General features: G+C 58.0%; 14 protein-coding genes. All 14 read right to left on the bottom strand.

Annotated features, from left to right (window positions below):
- Positions 1-4 precede the first annotated feature (4 nt).
- Positions 5-472: a cellulose biosynthesis protein BcsD gene (bcsD, locus tag AC1UKS_RS00875; protein WP_482435358.1), complete on the bottom strand. Its 468-nt coding sequence runs from the start codon at positions 470-472 to the stop codon at positions 5-7.
- 2 nt (positions 473-474) lie between these two features.
- Positions 475-4,284, bottom strand: a complete 3,810-nt coding sequence (locus AC1UKS_RS00870) for a cellulose biosynthesis protein BcsC (protein ID WP_482436856.1) — start codon at positions 4,282-4,284, stop codon at positions 475-477.
- An 8-nt stretch (positions 4,285-4,292) separates the two neighbouring features.
- Positions 4,293-7,061 (bottom strand): cellulose biosynthesis cyclic di-GMP-binding regulatory protein BcsB, encoded by a 2,769-nt coding sequence (gene bcsB / locus AC1UKS_RS00865; protein WP_482435357.1) that lies wholly within the window; start codon positions 7,059-7,061, stop codon positions 4,293-4,295.
- Positions 7,058-9,157 carry a UDP-forming cellulose synthase catalytic subunit gene (gene bcsA, locus AC1UKS_RS00860; RefSeq protein WP_482435356.1) on the bottom strand — a complete coding sequence of 700 codons (2,100 nt, stop codon included), beginning with the start codon at positions 9,155-9,157 and terminating at the stop codon, positions 7,058-7,060. Before bcsA ends, bcsB begins: the two co-directional genes overlap by 4 nt.
- A 92-nt stretch (positions 9,158-9,249) precedes the next feature.
- A complete protein-coding gene (gene bcsQ / locus AC1UKS_RS00855) occupies positions 9,250-10,047 on the bottom strand; it encodes a cellulose biosynthesis protein BcsQ (protein WP_265909172.1) in 798 nt (265 codons plus the stop codon).
- Positions 10,038-10,748 carry a cellulose biosynthesis protein BcsO gene (gene bcsO, locus AC1UKS_RS00850; RefSeq protein ID WP_482435355.1) on the bottom strand — a complete coding sequence of 237 codons (711 nt, stop codon included), beginning with the start codon at positions 10,746-10,748 and terminating at the stop codon, positions 10,038-10,040. The genes bcsQ and bcsO overlap by 10 nt, the downstream gene beginning before the upstream one ends.
- A gap of 519 nt (positions 10,749-11,267) precedes the next feature.
- Entirely contained in the window at positions 11,268-12,272 is a 1,005-nt protein-coding gene (gene dppF, locus AC1UKS_RS00845; RefSeq protein WP_482435354.1) for a dipeptide ABC transporter ATP-binding subunit DppF, read from the bottom strand.
- Positions 12,262-13,248 (bottom strand): dipeptide ABC transporter ATP-binding protein, encoded by a 987-nt coding sequence (gene dppD / locus AC1UKS_RS00840; RefSeq protein ID WP_482435353.1) that lies wholly within the window; start codon positions 13,246-13,248, stop codon positions 12,262-12,264. The genes dppF and dppD overlap by 11 nt, the downstream gene beginning before the upstream one ends.
- 9 nt (positions 13,249-13,257) lie before the next feature.
- Entirely contained in the window at positions 13,258-14,160 is a 903-nt protein-coding gene (gene dppC, locus AC1UKS_RS00835; RefSeq protein WP_482435351.1) for a dipeptide ABC transporter permease DppC, read from the bottom strand.
- A 12-nt stretch (positions 14,161-14,172) separates the two neighbouring features.
- Positions 14,173-15,192 (bottom strand): dipeptide ABC transporter permease DppB, encoded by a 1,020-nt coding sequence (gene dppB / locus AC1UKS_RS00830; RefSeq protein ID WP_013204410.1) that lies wholly within the window; start codon positions 15,190-15,192, stop codon positions 14,173-14,175.
- Between the two features lie 276 nt (positions 15,193-15,468).
- Complete coding sequence (dppA, locus tag AC1UKS_RS00825; RefSeq protein WP_482435349.1) at positions 15,469-17,073, bottom strand: dipeptide ABC transporter periplasmic-binding protein DppA; 1,605 nt, start codon at positions 17,071-17,073, stop codon at positions 15,469-15,471.
- 670 nt (positions 17,074-17,743) lie between these two features.
- A complete protein-coding gene (eptB, locus tag AC1UKS_RS00820; protein ID WP_482435348.1) occupies positions 17,744-19,444 on the bottom strand; it encodes a kdo(2)-lipid A phosphoethanolamine 7''-transferase in 1,701 nt (566 codons plus the stop codon).
- A gap of 640 nt (positions 19,445-20,084) precedes the next feature.
- Positions 20,085-20,840: a molybdopterin-dependent oxidoreductase gene (locus AC1UKS_RS00815; RefSeq protein WP_105760459.1), complete on the bottom strand. Its 756-nt coding sequence runs from the start codon at positions 20,838-20,840 to the stop codon at positions 20,085-20,087.
- On the bottom strand, positions 20,833-21,453 hold the full coding sequence (locus tag AC1UKS_RS00810; protein WP_482435347.1) for a cytochrome b/b6 domain-containing protein: 621 nt from the start codon (positions 21,451-21,453) through the stop codon (positions 20,833-20,835). Before AC1UKS_RS00810 ends, AC1UKS_RS00815 begins: the two co-directional genes overlap by 8 nt.
- Between the last annotated feature and the right edge of the window lie 2 nt (positions 21,454-21,455).

The raw sequence follows: 21,455 nt of genomic DNA, 5'->3' as shown, positions 1-21,455 counted from the left end.
TTCCTCACCTCTGATAACGGAAATTCAGCGTGGCTTCGCTGTCGGTTTCTTCGCACACCAACGGAACGGCGTGGTTGCCGCCCTGATCGCGCAGCCAGCGAGCGTATAAGCCCAGCAGCACCGCGCCAAGCGCCTGACGCCACTGACGGGCTTCAATCTGCCCGTCGCCCGGCGGCAGCGCCATATGCGAGATCACCATCGAACTCTCACGCGGCTGCACATCAACAAAGCCCCAGTTAAACTGCGCCAGCACCGCGTTGATCTGGCTTTCCAGATCCGCCACGGTATTCGCCGCGCCCAGCGGATAACGCGCTGCCAGCGTATCACCCATCTGCTGCAGGAAGGCGTGACTCTCACGCTCTCCGGCATTGCGTAACATGCCGTTAATCATCACGCTCAGTAAGTCGAACCAGCCTGGCTGATACTGCTGCTGACGATAGTAGTGCAGCGTACGGTCCTGAAGGTCAGTCATTCTTATTTGTCCCCGAGCATATAGCGGAAATAGAGTTTCGCGCTGCTTTCGTTGTAATCACCGAAGGTGTCGTAGCCCAGCTGGCCGCCAATGGTGACGTCTTTATTCACCTTGTAATCCGCACCGGCGTGCAGATTATAGCCAATGCCGTTTTTGCTGCCGCCTTCGTAATAGGCCTCGGTGGCGTAGCCCGCATTGTAATAACTTTCCAGCTGCGCCTGTTTATCCGGATCCGTTGGGAAGTAGGCGCTGCGATCCTGCGAGTAGGACTGATAACCCACCGAGCCGCCAACCTTCACCTTCAGATCGTCGTAGTTCTTGCTCCAGTCAACCGGGAACGACACCGCAACAAAGTTCTGCGGGCTGAAGTAACCGCCCTGGCCGTAAGTGTAGTAGCTGAGGTTTTTCGAGAAATCCATCCAGCTCATGCTGATACCGGTTTTAAGCTCGCTGCTGTCGTCATGGAACGGACGCACGTAGGCGCCCGCCTGGCCCATGATGCTCTGGTTGCTTTCAACGTTCTCACCGAGATAGCTGTAACCGCCCGCGCCGAAGTAGAAACCGGCGTCGCCATTGTCATAGCTTAACAGCGCATCGCCGCCGTTTTTGGTCACGCGGCCCCAGCGTTTGCCACTCAGCTTGTCTTCAACGCCGACATAAGAGAGCAGACTGTCGGTGACCGAACGGCGTTCACCGGTCAGGATCAGCGTCAGATAATCAGTCAGCTTCGGTGACCACTGAATGCCGCCCACCAGCGTGCTGAGATCCTGGCCCAATGGCGTCGAGCCCAGGTCAATTTTGAAGTTGTCGTTGGTCAGGCCGAGGTTCACTTCAACCCCGGAGGCGTTCTGCGATCCCGGTGAATCCAGCTTCACTTCCGACGGCAGCACGTTGTTGGCCTGCGCGCTGCGGCCCTGCTCCAGCGCCTGGGTACCAAAGCGCGGGGTGGCCGAACTGTTGGCACTGCCCGCGCTGAGGGTCACCGGCGTTAAGGTGAAGTCGAAACGGGTGTCGCCATACGGTACCGTTGACCAGGTCAGCGGTGCTTTGGCTTCGGTCAGCTTACTAAGGCCGGATTCGCCATCACGCCCTCTGACCTGCACGCCGCCCTGTGCCCAGGTGCCAGTGCGCTCCTGCAAATCGTCCATCATGGTATCGATCTGATGCAGCGTCTGGCTCTGCTGCGACGGCACGTCCACGCTGGTGGTTTGCATCGCCGCATCGCTGCTGCCCGCCGGGGCGGTCTGCCACGGCATCACCGCGCCATACGCCGAAGGGGAACGACGCTGCGATGACGTGGTGCGGTTGATAAATGGATTGTCTGCCAGCGCCAGGCCGCCGATTGCCGGGTTGGAGCCGCTTGAGGCGCCTTCCAGACCGATCATCTTGCCGCGCGCGGTGCGCAGGTACGCCAGCGCCTGCTGATGGTCGCCGTCGGCTTCCGCCACGCGCGCCATAAGCAGTAGGCGCTCCGGGGTTTGCTCGCCACGCAGTCCGGCCACCAGGCCTTTCGCCTTTGGCAGGTCGTGACTGGCCAGCGCCACGTCAATCGCGCCAACGCGGGCATCCTGGGTTGGCGTGTCGCGGGTCATCAGGTAGTCATACACCACGCCCGCTTCTTTGTTCATTTTGCCGGACTGATAGAGACGGCCCATGGCAAACATCAAATCGGTGTTCTGCGGATCGCGCTGCAACGCGCCGATCAGCTTGTCGTAGGCCGCAGCATACTGCTTCTGATTCCGCAGACGGTCGGCTTCGTTGATCACGTAGCCGTTCTGAATGCCTGCCAGCTGGGTTTGCGTGCTGCGCGACTGCAGTTCCGGGTTGCTGAGGAAGCTCTGCGCTTCGCCGCTCAGCCCGGCCTGGTTCAGCACCGCCACCTGCGCGGCATAATCACCGGCATTGCCCTGCACGCCGCGCTGCATATTGTTGCGCACCACGGTTACCGCCGTCGACAGATCGCCGGCATCGGCCAGCCCTTTCGCCAGGTTACCCGCATCGGCTGGGTTCTCCGGTGGGTTCACCGCCAGCGCTTTCAGGGTATTCGCCGCCGCGGCATTCGAGCCCTGCGCCAGATACTGCTGCGCCACCGCCATCTGCAGATTGAAGTTGGCCCTGCGCGACAGCTCGCGCATTTCGCTGCTCTGACTGCGGGCAGGAATGCGGGCGATCAGCGTCTGCGCCTGCTGCCAGGCACCGCTTTCGCTGGCAAACAGCGCGCCAGCGTAAATTTCGTTATTGCTTGCGCCGGAACGGAACGCGGGCTGCATGATGCCCGCCGCCAGGTTGGTGTTGCCCTGCTGCTGGTAAATGCGCGCCAGGTCGAGGCGCAGCCACGGATCGGTCGGGAAGCGTTGCAAGCCCTGTTGCAGGATAGTAATCGCCTGCTGGGTGTTACCCGCCGCCAGCGCCTGCTTCGCCTGGCGGCGCACCGGATCGCTGGTCACCGCCGGTTTCGGCGTCACGCTTTCACGCACGCTTTCCGGCAGAGCCGACAGCAGCGTATTGGCTTCCGCACTACGGTTCTGCTGACGCAGCACGTAGAACAGCCCTTCTTTCGCCGGACGGTTGTCCGGGTCGCTCTGGATCACCGAGCGGTAGGTCTGCTCCGCGGCGTCGAGCTGGTTGCTGCGGCGCTGCACATCGGCGCGGAACAGCTTCGCCGACACGCCTTTTTCGCCGTCGGCCTGGGTCAGGGGTTCACTAAGGCTGAGCGCCTGCGCGGTGTTCCCGGCCTTCATCGCCTGCTGCGCGGTGGCAAGCTGGGCATAGAAACGGGCGTCGGCGGCCTGGGTCATGCGCTGCTGGCTGTTTTCACCGCCCTGCTTCGCGGCACGATCGAGATAGTCCGCCGCCGCGGCATAGTTGCCGTTGCGCTGGGCGACATAGCCGAGACCAGCCAGCGCATCGGCATCTTCCGGGTTGGCCTGCAGCACCTGATTAAAGGCAGACTGAGCGCCGGAAACATCACCGCTGTTAAGCGCGGTAAAGCCCTGGCCTTTTTCAGCACCCCCGGCGTTCTTACGGTAATAGTCCATTACCGCGCGATCCTGCGGGTGACGCTGCTGATAGTTCTGGTACAGCGGGGCATCGGCCGGCTGCGGACCGAGCCATAACAGACCCTGACGCAGCGAGCGGTCCGCATCCTGGTTGCCATCCGCCATGCCGGCCAGCGTTTGCAGACCTTCGCGGCGGGTAGATTCCTGATAGGTCAGCGCCTTGCCCAGCGCCAGCTTCGCGCCGTTATCCTGCGGATTTTGCGCCGAGAACTGACGCAGGTTATCAATCGCCTGCGGCAGCAGCGAGCGATCGCCCGCCATGGTCAGGTAATATTCTGCCGCCACGCTGGCCGGCGGCTCGTTGCCGCTGAAGGTGTTGCGCCAGGTTTGCAGCGACGCCGAGATATTGCCGCTGCGCGCCTGCTGACGGGCCAGCGACAGCTGCGCCGCCGGGATTGACTGCAGCTGACGGGCCTGGTCCAGCTCCACCAGATGCGCATCATCCGGTGAGACCTGGCTCAGACGCGTGCGCCATTTGCTGGCCGTCGCGCTGTCGCCGCTCTGCTGTGCCCACAGCGCCATCAGGTAAATGGCCTGAGTGTTGCTGCTGTCGACCATCAGCACTTTGTTCAGCGCATCGCGGGCCAGCTCGTCATGGGCCTTCTGGTGCCAGTAATTGGCCTGATCGAACAACGCCTGGATGGCCGGGTTGTTCTCCGCTGCCAGCGCCGGGAAAACCAGCGCGGAGGCAGCCAGCGTCATGCCGGGAACCCAATGCTGACGAAGTCTGGCGGTCAGTGTTTTTATTTTCATCATGTCGGTTACTTCTTCTCGCCAGAGGAATCGGAATCATGTTGCGGGTTCAGTCGCTTCCAGGCGTGGCGCTTCAGCAGCACAACGGTGCTCAGGCCCACCAGCACAGAGAACAACAGCGCCAGCAGGGCTAACACCACCGCATGCTGGTTGGCATACCAGATCACCATCATGTACCACGGCATCTGGCCGCTCGGGAACTGCGCGCCGACGCGGAAGCTGCGGATACCGTTCTCATCGGTGATGATCGCCGTATCGCCCCGGATGCCGGCGTTAATACGTTGCGACGTCAGGTCGTGATGCAGGCGGGAAAGCTGGGCATCGTCGGTGGCGACGGTCATCACCACCACCCGTGAACTGTTCCACGGCGAGCTGTAGCTGATAAAGCCGCGCCAGTCTTCGTTCGACGAGAAGTAGCGATCCGCATCCACCGCCTGACGGTACCAGTCACCGGTCAGCCAGCCGCGCAGGTTATCCAGCAGCGTCGGCTCTTTAACACCGAGGGTGTGGCCGTTCACATCGTAGGGCGTGCCCTGCAACATCGACTGATTGAAGGCCGTCTGCGACAGGGTAGAAACCGCCAGCACATCGCTGTTCTTCAGGCGTCCCAGCGAGGTTCCGCCCGCGGGAATACCAAACATCACGCTGTTGTGGCTTAACGCCACGCCGGTGGCATTGCCCGAGCGTCCGGCCATATCCAGCAGGGTGCTGATTTCAGCATTGCCTGGCGAGGACGGCAGCATCAACACGGTCTGCGAGTAGTCGGCAAAACGGGTGAACGGGAAGGCCGCACCGACGAAATACGACAGGTTCGGCAGCAGCGTAAAGTGACGGGTGTGGCTCAGGTCAATATAGGAGTCGTCTTCGATCCGGCTCTTGATATTGTTGTTGCTTAGCACGCTGCACGGCGCATCGGCCTTCGGCTTGATGTTGAAGTACAGCTGCAGCTGGTTGTCACCGTAAATCAGGTACGGGTCGAGCTTCAGGGTGTAGTTTTCCTGACGCGCATCGCCGCCCAGACGGTGCCAGACGCTTTCCAGCAGGCCGACCTTATTGACGGTCAGGTTGCGCAGGAAGGTGCCGTTCAGCCCGACGTTTAAGAACGATTTGTCCTCATCAATCCAGCTTTCCGACGGGAAACGGTAGTTCAGCTTCACCGGCAGGGTGTCGCCATCCCACAGGAACAGGTCCGGCGCGGCGCGGAAGTTCACCCGCAGCGCGTCATGCCAGATCCCGGTGGTGGTCATGCTTTGATCTTTACGCAGCAGATCGCTGAGGCGAACCGGACGATCGGTGTTGATCCAGCGCGGCGCGTCGTACGGCTTGCTGACCGGGATATTCTGCGCAGCCACCGCCAGCGACGGCACGTCGACGCTCAGCGGCTGCGTCAGACGCCAGGCCGCCTGACGCAGCGCGTCATCGTCTTTACCGATCACCAGCATCAGCTTGTAAACCGGATTGACCGGGTTATCGATCACCTGCAGGCTCGGGCCGGTCACGCGTGGGATCGCCACGCCCGCCACCATTTCGCCCGGATGAGCAAACAGGATGCCGTTTTTCTCTGGCAGCTCGTTACGCAGCACCGGGAAGCTGATGCCCCGGTAATCGGTCTGGATACCCATCCACGAGGAGACAATTGCCGCCGCGCTGACTTCACCCGGCGACACCGAATCGCCAAACACCATCGGTACCACCGATGGGGTCATGCGCAGCGGATCGATAAACGGACGCGGGAAGTTGCGCAGCGTGTTACCGATATTGAGCTGCTGGCCTTCCAGCGACAGGGTGGTTTTCGGCAGGATGGTGACCTGATACTGGCTGGCGCTGTCGCGCTCGCACAGCAGCTGATCGGCATCGTTAATCTTGAAGCTCAGGTTGTTGCTGGAGACCACCATCGCGGCGGGAATATCCAGCTGATAATCTTCGCTGGCGCTGTCTGAGGCGCTTAACGGCAGGGTGCCCAGCGGCTGACCGTTGAGCATCAGCTGCAGTGAGGTGTTACGGGCCGCCAGCGCCTGAGAGACCTTCAGTGACAGGTTCAGGCGGGCGTTAGTGATCACTTCATCCGTTGGCAACGTGAAGACGATACCGGACTGCAGCTGACCGCCGGTCAACAGAATGCCGTTAGTCTGGCCCATCTGGCCGACCGACACGGTGCTGGTCAGCGGCTGATTCAGCAACACGGGCTGCGCCGGGGCGGAAACCACCGGCGCCGGCAGTGGTGGCAGGCCCGCCGGCAGACCGGTGGCCGGATCCGGCTGGCTGGTTGCCGTGCTGTCCGTCGTGGCCGGTTGGCTGGTTGCCGTGCTGTCCGTCGTGGCCGGTTGGCTGGTCGCTGCGCTGTCCGCCGTGGCCGGCTGGCTGGTCGCTGCGCTGTCCGCCGTGGCCGGCTGGCTGGTTGCCGTGCTGTCCGTCGCGGCCGGCTGGCTGGTCGCTGCGCTGTCCGCCGTGGCCGGCTGGCTGGTCGCTGCGCTGTCCGCCGTGCCCGGTGCAGGCTGGGGAACGTCAGTCGACGTTTGCGCGTCCTGCGGCTGGGCAGCATCGGGCTGCGCGGCCGGATCGGCGGCAGGCTGGCTCATTTGAGAAACCGTACCGGTTGCCTGGTTCATCTGTGCCGCATAGCCCGGAGTGCTGCTGGTCTGCTGGCCCACATCGGCCGGCGGTGGGATCTGGGACAACGCATTGCTGTCCTGGGTCACGCTTTCCGGCGCGGCCCAGACGCTGCTCAGGGTCAGAACCCCGGTAAAACAGAGCGCAGGTAATATCAGTCGCTTCATGCCACGCCATCCTCTTCCTTCACGGCCTGACGATGACGCTTCGCACGACGATCTTTCCAGGTCAGCCAGAACAATTCAAATACGGTACGGATAATGGTAATCAGCGAGCGGAACGGTTTGTCCTTCTCGCCTTCTGGCTTGATCCAGGCGTCCGCGCGGGAGAGCACCACGCGCACCAGTTCGCGGCGGCGTGATAACGGGATCTCATCAAACATCAGGCGGATCACGCCGTTGTCCGAGCCCATAATGCTCACCGGAATCGAGATAGTGCCGGACTGCAACATCAGGTCGATGGCTTCAATTTCATCGTTTTCATGACGGTCATCCGGCGCGTTAACCTGTGCGCCACCCATCGACAGATCCACCGTGGTGGTGCGTGAAGAGATGCCGCTGGCGTAGTGCAGCACCACCGGAATATTCACCTCGATACGGATGGTTTTACGCGTCTGCTTGGTTTCACGCGCCACGGCGATCGCCGCCATCAGGATGATCAGGCTGAACAGCGCCCAGCCGACGTTAAGGGCGATGACGTAAGGGTCGACGCCGAAGTAGTCATGCGCCACGGCACGGATAATGCCGCTCACCACGCCAATCGTCAGCAGCGCCGCACAGATTACGTGTGGACGCACGATGTTGAAGTCGAAGAAACCCACATCCAGCAGGCCGCCCTTATCCGTTACGTTGAACTTGCCGTGCTTTGGCGAAATCATCGTCAGGAGGGTCGGAATAACCAGGTGGAAGGCCATCACCGTTTCGTAGATTTCTCCCCAGAAGGTGGCGCGGAAGCGGCCGTTCATGCGGGAGTTGACGTACAGCGACATCACCAGATGCGGCAATACGTAGGCGAAAATCAGGCTGGCAGATGAGTGAATGATGTTCAGGTTGAACAGCAGATACGCCAGCGGGGCGGTCAGGAAGATCACGCGCGGCAAACCAAACTGGAAGTGCAGCATGGCGTTCAGGTAGCACAGGCGTTGCTGCCACTTCAGGCCACGGCCCAGCAGCGGGTTATCCACGCGGAAAATCTGCGTCATGCCACGTGCCCAGCGGGTACGCTGAATGATGTGCAGACCCAGACGCTCGGTGGCCAGGCCCGCCGCCAGCGGCAGTGCCAGGAAGGCGGACTTCCAGCCCAGACGCTGCATTTTCAGTGCGGTGTGCGCATCTTCGGTCACGGTTTCGGTGGCAAAGCCGCCGATCTCTTCCAGCGCAGAACGGCGGATCACCGCACAGGAGCCGCAGAAGAAGGTGGCGTTCCAGTTGTCGTTACCCTGCTGTACCGGGCCATAGAACAGCGCGCCTTCGTTCGGGATATCGCGCGCGGCTTTCAGGTTGCGCTCAAATGGGTCCGGCGAATAGAAGTAGTGCGGCGTCTGTAACAGGGCCAGTTTCGGGTCTTTCAGGAAGGGTGCCACGGTGGCCTGCAGGAAGGCGCGGGTCGCAACGTGGTCGCAGTCAAAGACGGTAATCAGCTCGCCTTTGGTAATGCGCATCGCGTGGTTCAGGTTACCGGCTTTGGCATGGCGGTTATCGTCACGAGTGATGTAGCCCACGCCGGCATCGGCGGCAAACACCGCAAATTCGCTACGCTTGCCGTCATCCAGCAGGTAGATTTTGATTTTGTCGCGTGGATAGTCGATGCACTGGGCGGCGAGTACGGTGTCGCGCACCACATCAAGGCTTTCGTTATAGCTCGGCACGTAGATGTCGACGGTCGGCCATAAGTTGACGTCTTCCGGCATCGGCTCGATGGTTCTCTTAAGCGGCCATGATGTTTGCAGGTAGCCGAGGATCAGGATCAGCCAGACATACACTTCGGCAATAAATAAGCCGATGCCTAAGATCGCTTCCACTTCGGAATTGAATGACAGGGTTTCCGTCGCACGCCAGTAAATATAGCGCGTCGACATTAATGCCGACAGGAACACCATTACCATGGAGATTTTGCGGCTTTTACTGAAGCCCATAACAAAAAGAATCGCAATGGAAATCAGGCCAAAAATATACTGTTTCTGGCTATCCATTGGGGTGATCACAATCACTGCGGCCAGCGGGAATAATACCAGCAGCAACAGGTAGTACAGGACTTTTTTCATAAGTCATCCTGAAAACGAGACTATTATTTTTTACCGCAGCGCGGGCGCACTGCGGTGTTTCAGGCATCCATACCCGACGGCTCCGCCGTCGATTAACGCGATCTCAGCGGCGCCTGCATTTCACCGTCGCCAACCTTGATATTCAGCAGGGCAGTAATACGCTTGCTGACGATCTCAATATCAAAGGCCGCCGCCGAAACAGGGCTGAAATCAAAGATGGACTGCTGCGAGGCATTGGCTTCCGCCACGCTCTCATCGCGATTCACCACACCCAGCAACCGGTCGCCCAGTCGCTGTTGCATAAAGGCCGTTACGTCACGACTGATGTTGCGGCGGCTGTCACTCTGGTTCAGCACAAAGAAGTGTCCTGAACGTTGGTTCAGCGCACCGCCAATCATTTTTTCGTTTTCGATGTGCGGCAGCAGTGACAGCGAGGCGGTATCCGCCAGCATCACCACAAGGTGTAAATCGGCAAGATCGGTCATTGCCTTTAGGGCTGGACCCGGTCCTGGCGGAAAATCAGCGACAATCACCAGACCTGGGTAGTTGAGAACGGTATGTAAACCACGGGCGAGGAAGTTCGGATCGCGGGATAAATTATCTTCAAATTCAACACGCTGCTCTTCAGTCACGTCACCATATGGCATCACGAAGATGTTGCCGCCGGTGGTTAAAATAGACTGGCTCCAGTCGGGCGATTCGGACGATTTCGCCACGTAACCGCGACCATCGGACAACGGCACGCCAAAATGCAGACGCAGGGCGTTCTGCACATCAAAGTCGATGGCCAGCACTTTGCTGCCGCCACGGGCGAGGGAATAGGCCAGGTTGGCCGCCAGCGTGGTTTTACCCACGCCCCCTTTGGGAGAACAAACACAAACTAACGGCATGAGGCAATTCTCTCCAGCAGAGGTTGCAGCAAAGTATCTTTCGATAAAGAGGTCACTGACGGCTCCGGCGCGGTGCTAAACAGCTGCTTAAAGCGCGGCAGATCGGCGGCTGGTTGCACCGGGGCAGTCTGCGCGGGCGCGGCGGTGGGCAGCGAGGACAAAGATGCCATCAACGGTGACGCGGCCGGCGCTGGCTGAGCAGCTGGTGCGGCGACTGGGGCGGCAAAGGCCGGCTGTGCCGACGCCAGCGGGTTTTGCGACTCATTAAACGGGTTCACGGCCTGAGGCGTAGGTGCAGGTTCCGCCACCGGCGCAGGCTTCAGCGACGCGGAAATGCTGTCCAGCAAGGAGCCACCAATCTGCGCTGCCGCCGGTTTCGCCACAAGCGGCGCCACGCTGTGCGACGGCGCGTTTGTAGGCGGCTGATGCTGTGGTTTTGGCTTCTGAACAGGCGGCTGCACTGGCTGCGCGGCTTGTCCCAACAGGGCATCCAGGCTGTCTTCTGCAATCGGTTGCGGTGCAGGCACATCGATACGCTGACCGTTGCCTAAAGCCGACTCTGCGCCATCATTCATTAACTGTTTGATGATCGCCCAATTGGCACCGTCTGAATTCTTCGTCTGTTCAGACATGTCCTTGAATTCGATATGGTTTGTTTGCGTTTTTTCTTTAAAACGCTGCAGGTCATCATAGCTTTTCATGGGAATGATCGCGGAGAGTGGGGGGATTTTGCGGCAATATACCATACAATGTTTATTGGCATCAGGTTATTCTTACCGCCAGTAATGGTGCAGAAGAATGATTAATTAACTCTTCAGGATAAATAAAATAAATGATTGCACGGGCTATCAATCAACTTTGTTATTATTTGCCTTAATTAAATAATTTCGTCAGGTTAATTAAAAAGAATGACGATTAAAAGACAATGAATGATAAGAGGAAATAGCCAACCTGGCCAGGTTTAGCAATACGTTAAGGGAAGTTATCAAAGTTTATGCTGGCAAACGGTAAAATTTGACATAAGTCACCTTTAGCTACCCCTGCCCCCCTACTTTATCCGGTGGCCCTGTTCTTCCCACCCTTTTGAACTGACCATTGGTCCTAAGCGCAATCGCCTGAGCACGCGCCACTCACGCCTTATTTCTTTTATAAATTCGTCAGCTACGCACAGATAAAAAAGGGCGAATCGATTATTCGCCCTTCTCGCTTATGGCCGGACCTCAGTTACCAACCGGCTGACCTTCATCCTGATCGACGGCGAAGCAGGCAATCTGCTGGTCGCCATACTGCTTGAGCTGCGGTTGCAGCTGGGTGCAGGGACCAAAACGACGGTGGCAACGGGCGTTAAACGCGCAGCCCGGTGGCGGATTGAGCGGGCTTGGCAGCTCGCCGGTCAGCTTGATACGTTCGCGGCGCTCGTCCGGGTTCAGACGTGGCGTGGCAGACAGCAGCGCCTGGGTGTACGGATGGCGCGGGTTTGCAAAAATTGCTTCTTTACTGCCCCGCTCCACGCAGCGTCCCAGATACATCACCATCACTTCATCCGCGATATGCTCCACCACAGACAGGTCGTGGGAAATAAACACGTATGACAGCCCCAGCTCCTGTTGCAGATCCATCATCAGGTTTAGCACCTGCGCGCGCACCGACACGTCCAGCGCCGACACCGGTTCATCGGCAATCAGCACGTCCGGATCCAGCATCAGGCCACGGGCGATGGCAATACGCTGACGCTGACCGCCGGAGAACATATGCGGATAGCGATCGTAATGCTCGGTTTTCAGGCCGACCTTGGCCATCATCGCCAGGGTTTTCTCGCGGCGATCGGCTTTGCTCAGGCTGGTGTTAATCAGCAGCGGCTCTTCAAGGATCTGGCTGACCTTTTTACGCGGGTTCAGCGAGCCGTACGGGTTCTGGAAGACGATCTGAATTTTCTGGCGGCGCAGCTTCTGGGCCGCCGGATCGTGCTTCAGCAAATCCTGTCCCTGATAGAACAGCTGACCTTCGGTCGGCGTTTCAATCATGGTCAGTAAACGGCCCAGCGTGGATTTTCCACAGCCTGACTCGCCTACTACCGCCAGCGTTTTGCCGCGCTCCAGATTAAAGGAGACGCCGTCCAGCGCCTTCACCAGACGCTCCTGACCAAACAGCCCTTTCTTCACCGGGTAATGCTTTTTCAGATCGATCGCCTGCATCAGCAGCGCAGAGTTATGTTCAGGCTTCATAAGTTGGTCTCCCGGCATCATCCAGAGGGTAATGACATTTGGACTGACGCCCCGGAATATCACGTAATTCAGGTTCTTCAACCCGGCAGCGGTCGTTGGCATACGGGCAACGCGGGTTCAGCAGACAGCCCTGCGGACGGTCATATTTGCCCGGCACCACGCCCGGCAGTGATGCCAGACGCGCCTTATCAGCGGCAAATTCAGGCAGCGCACGCAGCAGCGCCTGAGTGTACGGATGGCGTGGCGATTTGAAGATATCCACCGCCTTCCCGGTTTCCACCACCTGCCCGGCATACATCACGATGATGTGGTGCGCGGCTTCGGCTACCAGCGCCAGATCGTGAGTGATCAGGATCAGCGCCATGTTCTCCTGCTGTTGCAGCTCAAGCAGCAGCTCGATGATCTGCGCCTGAATGGTCACATCCAGTGCGGTGGTGGGCTCATCGGCAATCAGCAGTTTTGGCCGACAGGCGATGGCCATCGCAATCATCACGCGCTGGCTCATCCCGCCGGAAAGCTGGTGCGGATAGACATCCAGACGCGACGCCGGATCGGGGATGCCGACCTGGTTCAGCAGGTCAATCGCGCGCTGGCGACGGGTTTTCTTGTTGCCGCCCTGATGCACCTTGATCGCTTCCATAATCTGGAAGCCCACGGTGTAACACGGGTTCAGGCTGGTCATTGGGTCCTGGAAAATCATCGCCACTTCGGAGCCCACCAGCTGGCGGCGCTCTTTCTCGGAGATGCGTTTCAGGTCGCGCTGGTTAAACTCCAGCTTTTCCGCCATCACTTTGCCGGGATAATCGATCAGCCCCATGATCGCCAGCGAGCTGACGGATTTACCGGAGCCGGATTCGCCAACGATGCCGACTACCTGGCCCTGCTCGACCTGATAGCTGATGCGGTCGACCGCTTTAAACGGTGCCTTCTCGTCGCCGAAATGCACCGACAGTTTGTCTACAGTGAATAGTGCCATCGGGTGCCTCTACTGCTTGAGTTTCGGGTCGAGGGCGTCACGCAATCCGTCGCCCATCAGGTTAAATGCCAGTACGGTCAGCAGGATCGCGACACCAGGGAAGGTGACCACCCACCAGGCACTTTGCGCATACTGCAACACGTCGGAGAGCATGGTGCCCCACTCCGGTGTTGGTGGCTGCGCACCCATACCCAGGAAGCCCAGCGCGGCCATATCAAGGATCGCGTTGGAGAAGCCCAGAGACGCCTGCACGATCAGCGGTGCCAGGCAGTTTGGTAAAATGTTGATAAACATCTGGCGGATCGGGCCGGCGCCGGCCACGTTGGAAGCGGTGACGTAATCGCGGTTCACTTCCACCAGCACCGCGGCACGGGTCAGACGGATATAGTGCGGCAGGGCCACGAAGGTCAGCGCGATGGAGGCATTGACAATCGACGGCCCGAAGATTGCCACCAGCACCAACGCCAGCAGCAGGCTTGGCAGCGCCAGCATGATATCGACCAGACGCATAATCACGTTGTCGGTCACGCCGCCGACGTAACCGGCGATCAGGCCGAAAATCACGCCGAGGATCAGCGACAGCACCACCACCAGACAGCCGACCAGCAGCGACAGGCGGGCACCGTACATCAGACGGGACAGCACATCGCGACCCACGTCATCGGTACCGAGAATAAACTTCCAGCTGCCACCCTCCTGCCAGGCCGGCGGATGCAGTAACGCATCGCGGAACTGATCAGACGGCGCATGCGGCGCCAGCACGTTGGCAAAGATCGCAATCAGGAACATCAGAACCACGTAGACCAGCCCGATCACCGCGCCTTTGTTACGCTTAAAATAGTGCCAGAACTCCTGTAACGGGGTCATGGGCTTTGGGGCAGCGCTCACGCTGCCTGGATCGAGTGCAGACATATCCTCGTCCCCTTATTTCTTGTGGCGAATGCGCGGGTTAACCACGCCATAGAGCACATCAACCAGCAGGTTGACCGCGATAATCAGGATGGCCACCATCAGCACGCCGCCCTGCACCACCGGATAGTCACGACGCTGAAGCGCATCGATCAGCCAGCGGCCCAGACCCGGCCAGGAGAAGATGGTTTCGGTCAGGATGGCGCCCGCCAGCAGCGTGCCCACCTGTAACCCGATCACGGTCACCACCGGCAGCATCGCATTGCGCAGCGCATGGACCACAATCACCCGCATCCGCGTCAGCCCTTTGGCGCGCGCGGTACGGATGTAGTCTTCACCTAACACTTCCAGCATCGCCGAACGCGTCATACGGACGATCACCGCCAGCGGAATGGTCCCCAGCACGATGGCCGGCAGGATCATATGCATCACGGCGTCTTTGAAGTCGCCCGGTTCGCCCCAGATCAGGGTATCAATCAGCATAAAGCCGGTCAGCGGCTGACTGTCGTCGAGGAACACCGTATCGCCTATTCGCCCCGCCACCGGGGTCAGATTCCAGTGCACCGACACCAGCATGATCATCATCATTCCCCACCAGAAAATCGGCATGGAGTAACCGGTCAGCGAGATGCCGACCACGGTATGATCAAAGATGGAACCGCGTTTAACCGCAGCCAGTACCCCGGCAGGGATGCCGACAGCCACGGCAAAAATCATCGCGCAGATGCCCAGTTCCAGCGTCGCTTTAAAGCGCGGAACGAATTCCTGCCAGACCGGGATGCGGCTTTTCAGTGAAATGCCTAAATCGCCATGGAGCACGCCATAGACGTAGGAGACATATTGTTGCCACAGCGGCTTATCCAGACCCATCTGGGCCAGAAGCTGCGCGTGACGTTCAGGAGACATTCCGCGTTCGCCGGCCATAATCAGCACCGGATCGCCCGGGATCATATGGACAAACGCGAAGGTTAACAGGGTGATACCAATAAACGTCGGGATGACAAGTCCCAAACGTCGGAGTATGAACTGCAGCATATTCCGGATTCTCTTTTGGTTCCCGCAGGCTCGTAGCCCGAGAGATTATATTTGCTCACATCTTGCCGCGGAGATTCTCCGCCGCGACGCTTTTCAGGGCGCCGTACCTGGCATTGATTGAATGAATTCAATTAATGATGACTTCAGATGGTTAACATCGTCGGGAGCAGATTGAAGAACAAGGCGCGCGGTGCCCACCGCCCTCAACATGGCTGGATGCCAGGCGAAGGTGGCGAGCACCGCGCAACGCAGTTATTCAACCGCGCATCAGGTTTCTTATTCCTGAATATCCACGTTCTCGAAGTGATGTTTACCCAATGGGTCAACCACGTAGCCGGTCACCTTCTTGCTCACCGGCTCGTACACCGTAGAGTGCGCGATAATCAGCGCAGGCGCCTGGTCGTGCATCACAACCTGAGCCTGTTTGTAGTATTCAATACGTTTGTTGTGATCGGGCTCAGCACGGGCTGGCTGGATCTGGTCTTCAAACGGCTTGTAACACCAGCGAGAGTAGTTGGAACCGTCTTTTGCCGCTGCACAGCTGAACAGGGTGGCGAAGAAGTTGTCCGGATCCCCATTATCACCGGTCCAGCCCATCATCACGGTCTGGTGTTCACCGGCTTTAGCACGCTTCAGGTACTCGCCCCACTCGTAGGTGACGATCTTGGCTTTCACGCCAATTTTCGCCCAGTCGGACTGGATCATTTCAGCCATACGACGTGCGTTCGGGTTGTACGGACGCTGAACCGGCATCGCCCACAGGTCGATGGAGAAACCGTCTGGCATGCCCGCTTCTTTCAGCAGCTCTTTCGCTTTCGCCGGGTCGTAGGTGTAATCCTTGACCGCGTCGTTGTAGCCCCACATGGTTGGTGGGATCAGATTCTTGGCCGCCTGGCCAGCACCCTGATAGACCGCGTCGATGATCGCCTGCTTGTTAACGGCCGTGATCAGCGCCTGGCGCACTTTCAGGTTATCCAGCGGTTTTTTCTCGGTGTTGAACGACAGGTAACCGACGTTCAGGCCTGGCATCTGCATCAGGTTGATATTTTTATCTTCCTTCATGCGGGCGATGTCAGCCGGGTTCGGGTACGGCATCACCTGGCATTCGCCTTTCTGCAGCTTGGCGTAACGCACGGACGCATCCGGAGTGATGGAGAACACCAGACGGTCGATTTTTGGCTTGGTGCCCCAGTACTGGTCAAAAGCCTTGTACAGGATGCGGGAGTCTTTCTGGTACTGCACCAGCTGGAACGGACCGGTACCGACCGGATTCAGGTCGATTTTTTCCGGGGTGCCGGCTTTCAGCATGTTGTCAGCGTATTCAGCCGACAGCACGGAGGCGAAGTCCATGCCGAGGTCAGCCAGGAACGGAGACTCAGGACGGGTCAGCACGAAGCGCACGGTATTGTCGTCCACTTTCTCGATTTTGCTGATCAGCTTCGGCATGTCCATGCCTTCGAAGTATTCGTAGCTGCCGCCAGAGACGCCATGATACTTATTGTTCTTGTCGAGCTGACGCTCGAAGGAGAACACCACGTCATCGGCGTTGAAATCGCGGGTTGGCTTGAAGTCTTTGGTGGTCTGCCACTTCACACCCTTACGCAGGTGGAAGGTGTAGGTTTTACCGTCTTCGCTCACTTCCCACTTCTCTGCCAGGCCCGGCTGGATTTCAGTGGTGCCGATTTTGAATTCAACCAGACGGTTGTACATCGGGACTGAGCTGGCATCGTAGGTGGTGCCAGACGTGAACAGCTGTGGGTTAAAGCCTTCAGGCGACCCTTCTGAACAATAAACAAGGGTTTTAGCCTGGACGCCAGCGGCAACGGTGAGAGCAATCAGGCTCAGACCTACCTTCAGCATCCCTGTTTTAGAAATACGCATGCTTCTGCTCCAATTGTGATGTGGTGTTGTGTGCACGTGCGCAAGACCCTGTATTTTTTTAGTGCGGTCTTTGCGTTGCCTTGCGGCGCTGGAGAAGGAAAGGATTGGTCAGGGGAGAAACCATCAGACTAATCCGCATCCTGTCTCGCTGAGGCATCAATTTGTCAACAGTTGCAAGGAACGTCAATACAACTGTCAGGTATTTACACAGAGTGTGAGAAACAGCAAGCAAACATAAAAAAAACCAATTGCGGTGTTTTTCAGAGGAAACGATTGATTGCAGTCCTTTTCACCACACAAAGATAATGCCCACAACTTTAATCATGGCAATTTGCTCTAAAAAAAAACGATTAATTTAGTCGGCTAACTGGGTTATTTATGAACGATACGCTTTGCTTATATCAACTTAGCCAGCTAAATATGCTGCAACTGACGCATAAGAAATCAGCAACAACCCGGGATCGGTCATAAGCGAAACGCGGCGCGAAATAAGTGGATGAAGCCTGACGGCAGAAGGCTTTCAGCGACTTTTTTTCCATTAAAAATGGACAAATTTTTGTAACAGTCATTTTTCGCCAACAGGATTTTATGCTGCGGTTTTGCGGTGGGGAATTTCAGGCATAAAAAAGCCCGGAACGATCCGGGCTATTTGCAGGGGTTTTGCAGCCGATCAGGCTTTATTGTCTGCCGTCGCCGGGACCTGTTTCGGATCGGCACACCAGTTGTTTTTCTGATTAATGCCGCCGTCTGGCGAAGTGTAGCCCAGGCAACCGAGCAGGGTATCAAACAGCTCAACGTGGCGATGGGTTTTGCCAACGCGCTGCTGGGCTTTCAGCCGTTCAAAGGCGCTCTGGTTGTTTGGGTCGGCCAGATACTTATCGGATGCCCAGACAATCATCGGCACGCGGAACTGCTCCGGCGGCGCCATATGACGCGGCGTGCCGTGCAGGTGCATATTCTCGCTGATCGATTCGCCGTGGTCCGCCGCATAGAAGACGATGGCTTTCTTATCACGCAGCTGGTCGAACACGCTGTCGAGCACCGTATCGGTGTACAGCACCGAGTTATCAAAGGCATTGATTAGCATCGCCTTGCTGCAGGTGTCGTCGACGCCCATGCATTCAGGCTGATAGCGGGCGAACTCACGCGGATAGCGCTGGGAATAGAGGTAGTGCGAGCCTTTGGTATGCAGCACCACCAGATGTTTGCCGTCAGGATGGCGATCCAGCGACTTTTTCAGCTCCGGCACCAGCAGCATATCGTCAACCGATTTGCCCTGATTCTCTTTCTCCGATCCAATCTGCTCGCGGAAGGCGAAGTTATCGGCGTTGGTGTTGTTGTAGAACCACACTTCGCTCTGCATGGCGAACAGCTCCGAGCTGAAGCCCAGTTCTTTCAGTACCGAGAAGACATTTTGCTCTTTCAGGGTGCGGGCCGGACCTTCATCGGTTCCGCCCTCACGCACAAACATACAGCGCAGCGACAGCTTGGTGGCGGTATCGCAGGACTCGCCACGGAACGCCACCAGGTTCTTCTCTTTCGACAGTTTTGGCGTGGTATCGCGGTTATAGCCGAGGATGCCCATATGGTCCCAGCGGGTGGTTTCACCGATGACAAACACCACATAGGTGTCGTCCAGCCCGGCTGGCGCGGTGTAGGTAAACTTCTTCGCCGGATCCAGCAGGTCCTTACTGTCCATCTTCTCGTCGTAGCTGGTATAGGCAAACAGCCCCAGCGCCGAAAGCCAGTTCGACGGCAGATAGGAGTGCGCCACCACGCCGCCATAGCTTGGCAGATCGACGTTGGTCAGCTTTTCGTTGATGTTCTGCTGCTTATCGAGGAAGCGGATCGGCAACCAGACCAGCGCGACGGCCAGCAGCAGGATCAGCAGCGGTTTAATGCGGTGCCCTGGGGTTTTCAGCTGCTCAAGCAGGGTCAGGCGCAGCGCGTTGCACCAGATCAGCACTAACGGCACGATGCTGACTGACACCATCCACAGGACGAAGTGGTAGCCAATCACCTCTTTCGACAGGTCGGTATCGGTGGTCATTACCGAGGCCACAATGCCGTAGCCAATAACGACGTTAAAGAAGCTCATATAGTAGCTGGCGGCAACCGAAATCAGCACCAGCGCGGTGGCGGTAATGCGCCAGAACACCTTGCCGCCGAGCGACAGCAGACGCATCAGGAAGAAGGTCAGCAGGACGATTGCCACCACTTCCACCGCAGCAGAAAACCACTGCATGGCATTGAATTGGGCCAGAAAGGGATCAAAACGACGGTAAAACACCGGTATATTCAAAAAGATACCGATGTAAAATGCCAGCATCAGCGAGAGCTTCTGCTGTGTAAGAGTTTTAATAAAATTCATTCAACCTATTTCCCGGTGTAACTAAAACGGATCTTAAACGCTAATCAGACCGTACCGTTACGCCAGAGTTCGGAAAGCAGGTCGATTATCCCCAGGTAAAATCGTCACCCAGGAACGTCAGAGCGAAGGAGCCCCTCCGCACAAGCCGCGTAGTTAACCACAATACGCGCCCGTTTTCCCAAAAATCGTTCAGAAAAAGCTCAAATGGGATTAATTAACGTTGCGCTAACGCTGCAAGGTCTCACAGTCCAGACCCAAGTCATTGGCGCTGTGGCAAGGCAGCAAAAGAAGTCATCCCGATGAGCTTACATAAGTAAGTGATTCGGGTGGCTTCTTGCAGCTAACGCCGCCACGGCGTCAAGGACGACGGCTCCCACAGTCCGGACCCAAGTCATTGGCGCTGTGACAAGGCAGCAAAAGAAGTCATCCCGATGAGCTTACATAAGTAAGTGATTCGGGTGGCTTCTTGCAGCTAACGCCGCCACGGCGTCAAGGACGACGGCTCCCACAGTCCAGACCCAAGTCATTGGCGCTGTGACAAGGCAGCAAAAGAAGTCATCCCGATGAGCTTACATAAGTAAGTGATTCGGGTGGCTTCTTGCAGCTAACGCCGCCACAGCGTCAAGGACGACGGGGATGCTCAGATCCCGCTGAACCAGTTGTATCCTTGATCCTCCCAATACCCTCCGGGATTCTCATTGGTGACAAAAATAGCCCCAATATGCTTGGCATTCTTAAATCCGAGCTTGGTCGGCGCGCGCAGACGCAGCGGATAACCGAAATCCGGCGGCAGCGGCTTTTTGTCAAAATCTAACGCGAGGATGGTTTGCGGATGCAGCGCGGTGGGCATATCCAGGCTGGAGTAGTAGCGATCGTCACACTTAAAGCCGACGTATTTGGCGGTCAGATCGGCCCCCACATGCTGTAAGAAGGTTTTCAGCGGCACGCCGCTCCACTGGCCGATGGCGCTCCAGCCTTCAATACAGATCAGCCGGGTGATCTGCGCATTCTGCGGCAGCTGCTTTAGCTGATCCAGCGTCCAGGGCGCTTTTTTCTCCACCTTGCCGGACACTTCCAGCCGGTAGTCGCTGATATCAATATCCGGCACGTTGTACTCAGGGTAAAACGCGTTGAAGCGGAATGGCCGGGTAATCTGCGCTTCACTGTAGGTCTGCGCCAGCTTATCGCCGCTGAACAGCCAGGCCTGCACCCGATCGTTCCAGCGCGACATCGCCCACAGCGCTTTATCCACCTGATCGCCGTCCTGCAGGTTGCAACCGGTGAGCATCGACACCGCGCCCAGCGTCAGGCCGGATCGCAGGATCAGGCGACGCTGCAGATTCACCAGCTGTTTGCGCTGATCCGGCTCGAGGATAATTTTGGGTTTGTCACTCATCGGCGGGTGTCTCCCTGCGGCCACCGGTGATCATCGCCGGTAGCGTTTTTGGCACCAGCAACACCATCACCACATGCACCACCACAAACAGCATCACGCCGCTCATGGCAAAAAAATGGACGTAGCGGGCAATATCAAAGCCACCGAACAGGGCGACCAGCTGACTGAACTGCACCGGTTTCCAGATGGAAAGCCCGGACAGCACCAGCAGCGCACCCAACATCAGCACGCCCACATACAGCAGCTTTTGCACCGCATTATAGCGGCCCTGCTGGTGCGGCAATTTAAAGCGCAGCGCCTGGCCGATATCACGCAGCACCGACGCGGGCGTAAAGGGGAAGAAGCGACGACGAAAATGCCCGCTGAACAGTCCCCACAGCACGTAAATCGCCGCGTTGACGAACAGCAGCCACATCACGGCCAGATGCCAGGCGATATTGCCGCCCAGCCAGCCGCCGAGGGTGAGGAATTGCGGGAAGGTAAACGAAAACAGCGGCGAGGCGTTATAAATGCCCCAGCCGCTCATCACCATGCCAACCATCACCAGCACGTTCAGCCAGTGACACAGGCGGACGGGCCACGGATGGACCCGTTTTTTTGCAGAAGCCGGCATGG

Source organism: Erwinia sp. AK-PDG3-5 (assembly GCF_056821705.1).
The sequence above is the reverse complement of the archived record's forward strand: the minus strand, read 5'-3'. Positions and strand labels throughout refer to the sequence as shown.

What these genes read in the sequence shown, in the direction of transcription:
- dppB (WP_013204410.1), bottom strand. Translation starts at nt 15,192, where the DNA reads ATGCTGCAGTTCATACTCCGACGTTTGGGACTTGTCATCCCGACGTTT.
- AC1UKS_RS00815 (WP_105760459.1), bottom strand. Translation starts at nt 20,840, where the DNA reads ATGAGTGACAAACCCAAAATTATCCTCGAGCCGGATCAGCGCAAACAG.
- dppD (WP_482435353.1), bottom strand. Translation starts at nt 13,248, where the DNA reads ATGGCACTATTCACTGTAGACAAACTGTCGGTGCATTTCGGCGACGAG.
- dppA (WP_482435349.1), bottom strand. Translation starts at nt 17,073, where the DNA reads ATGCGTATTTCTAAAACAGGGATGCTGAAGGTAGGTCTGAGCCTGATT.
- bcsD (WP_482435358.1), bottom strand. Translation starts at nt 472, where the DNA reads ATGACTGACCTTCAGGACCGTACGCTGCACTACTATCGTCAGCAGCAG.
- bcsA (WP_482435356.1), bottom strand. Translation starts at nt 9,157, where the DNA reads ATGAAAAAAGTCCTGTACTACCTGTTGCTGCTGGTATTATTCCCGCTG.
- AC1UKS_RS00870 (WP_482436856.1), bottom strand. Translation starts at nt 4,284, where the DNA reads ATGAAAATAAAAACACTGACCGCCAGACTTCGTCAGCATTGGGTTCCC.
- AC1UKS_RS00810 (WP_482435347.1), bottom strand. Translation starts at nt 21,453, where the DNA reads ATGCCGGCTTCTGCAAAAAAACGGGTCCATCCGTGGCCCGTCCGCCTG.
- dppF (WP_482435354.1), bottom strand. Translation starts at nt 12,272, where the DNA reads ATGAAGCCTGAACATAACTCTGCGCTGCTGATGCAGGCGATCGATCTG.
- bcsB (WP_482435357.1), bottom strand. Translation starts at nt 7,061, where the DNA reads ATGAAGCGACTGATATTACCTGCGCTCTGTTTTACCGGGGTTCTGACC.
- eptB (WP_482435348.1), bottom strand. Translation starts at nt 19,444, where the DNA reads ATGAATTTTATTAAAACTCTTACACAGCAGAAGCTCTCGCTGATGCTG.
- bcsO (WP_482435355.1), bottom strand. Translation starts at nt 10,748, where the DNA reads ATGAAAAGCTATGATGACCTGCAGCGTTTTAAAGAAAAAACGCAAACA.
- bcsQ (WP_265909172.1), bottom strand. Translation starts at nt 10,047, where the DNA reads ATGCCGTTAGTTTGTGTTTGTTCTCCCAAAGGGGGCGTGGGTAAAACC.
- dppC (WP_482435351.1), bottom strand. Translation starts at nt 14,160, where the DNA reads ATGTCTGCACTCGATCCAGGCAGCGTGAGCGCTGCCCCAAAGCCCATG.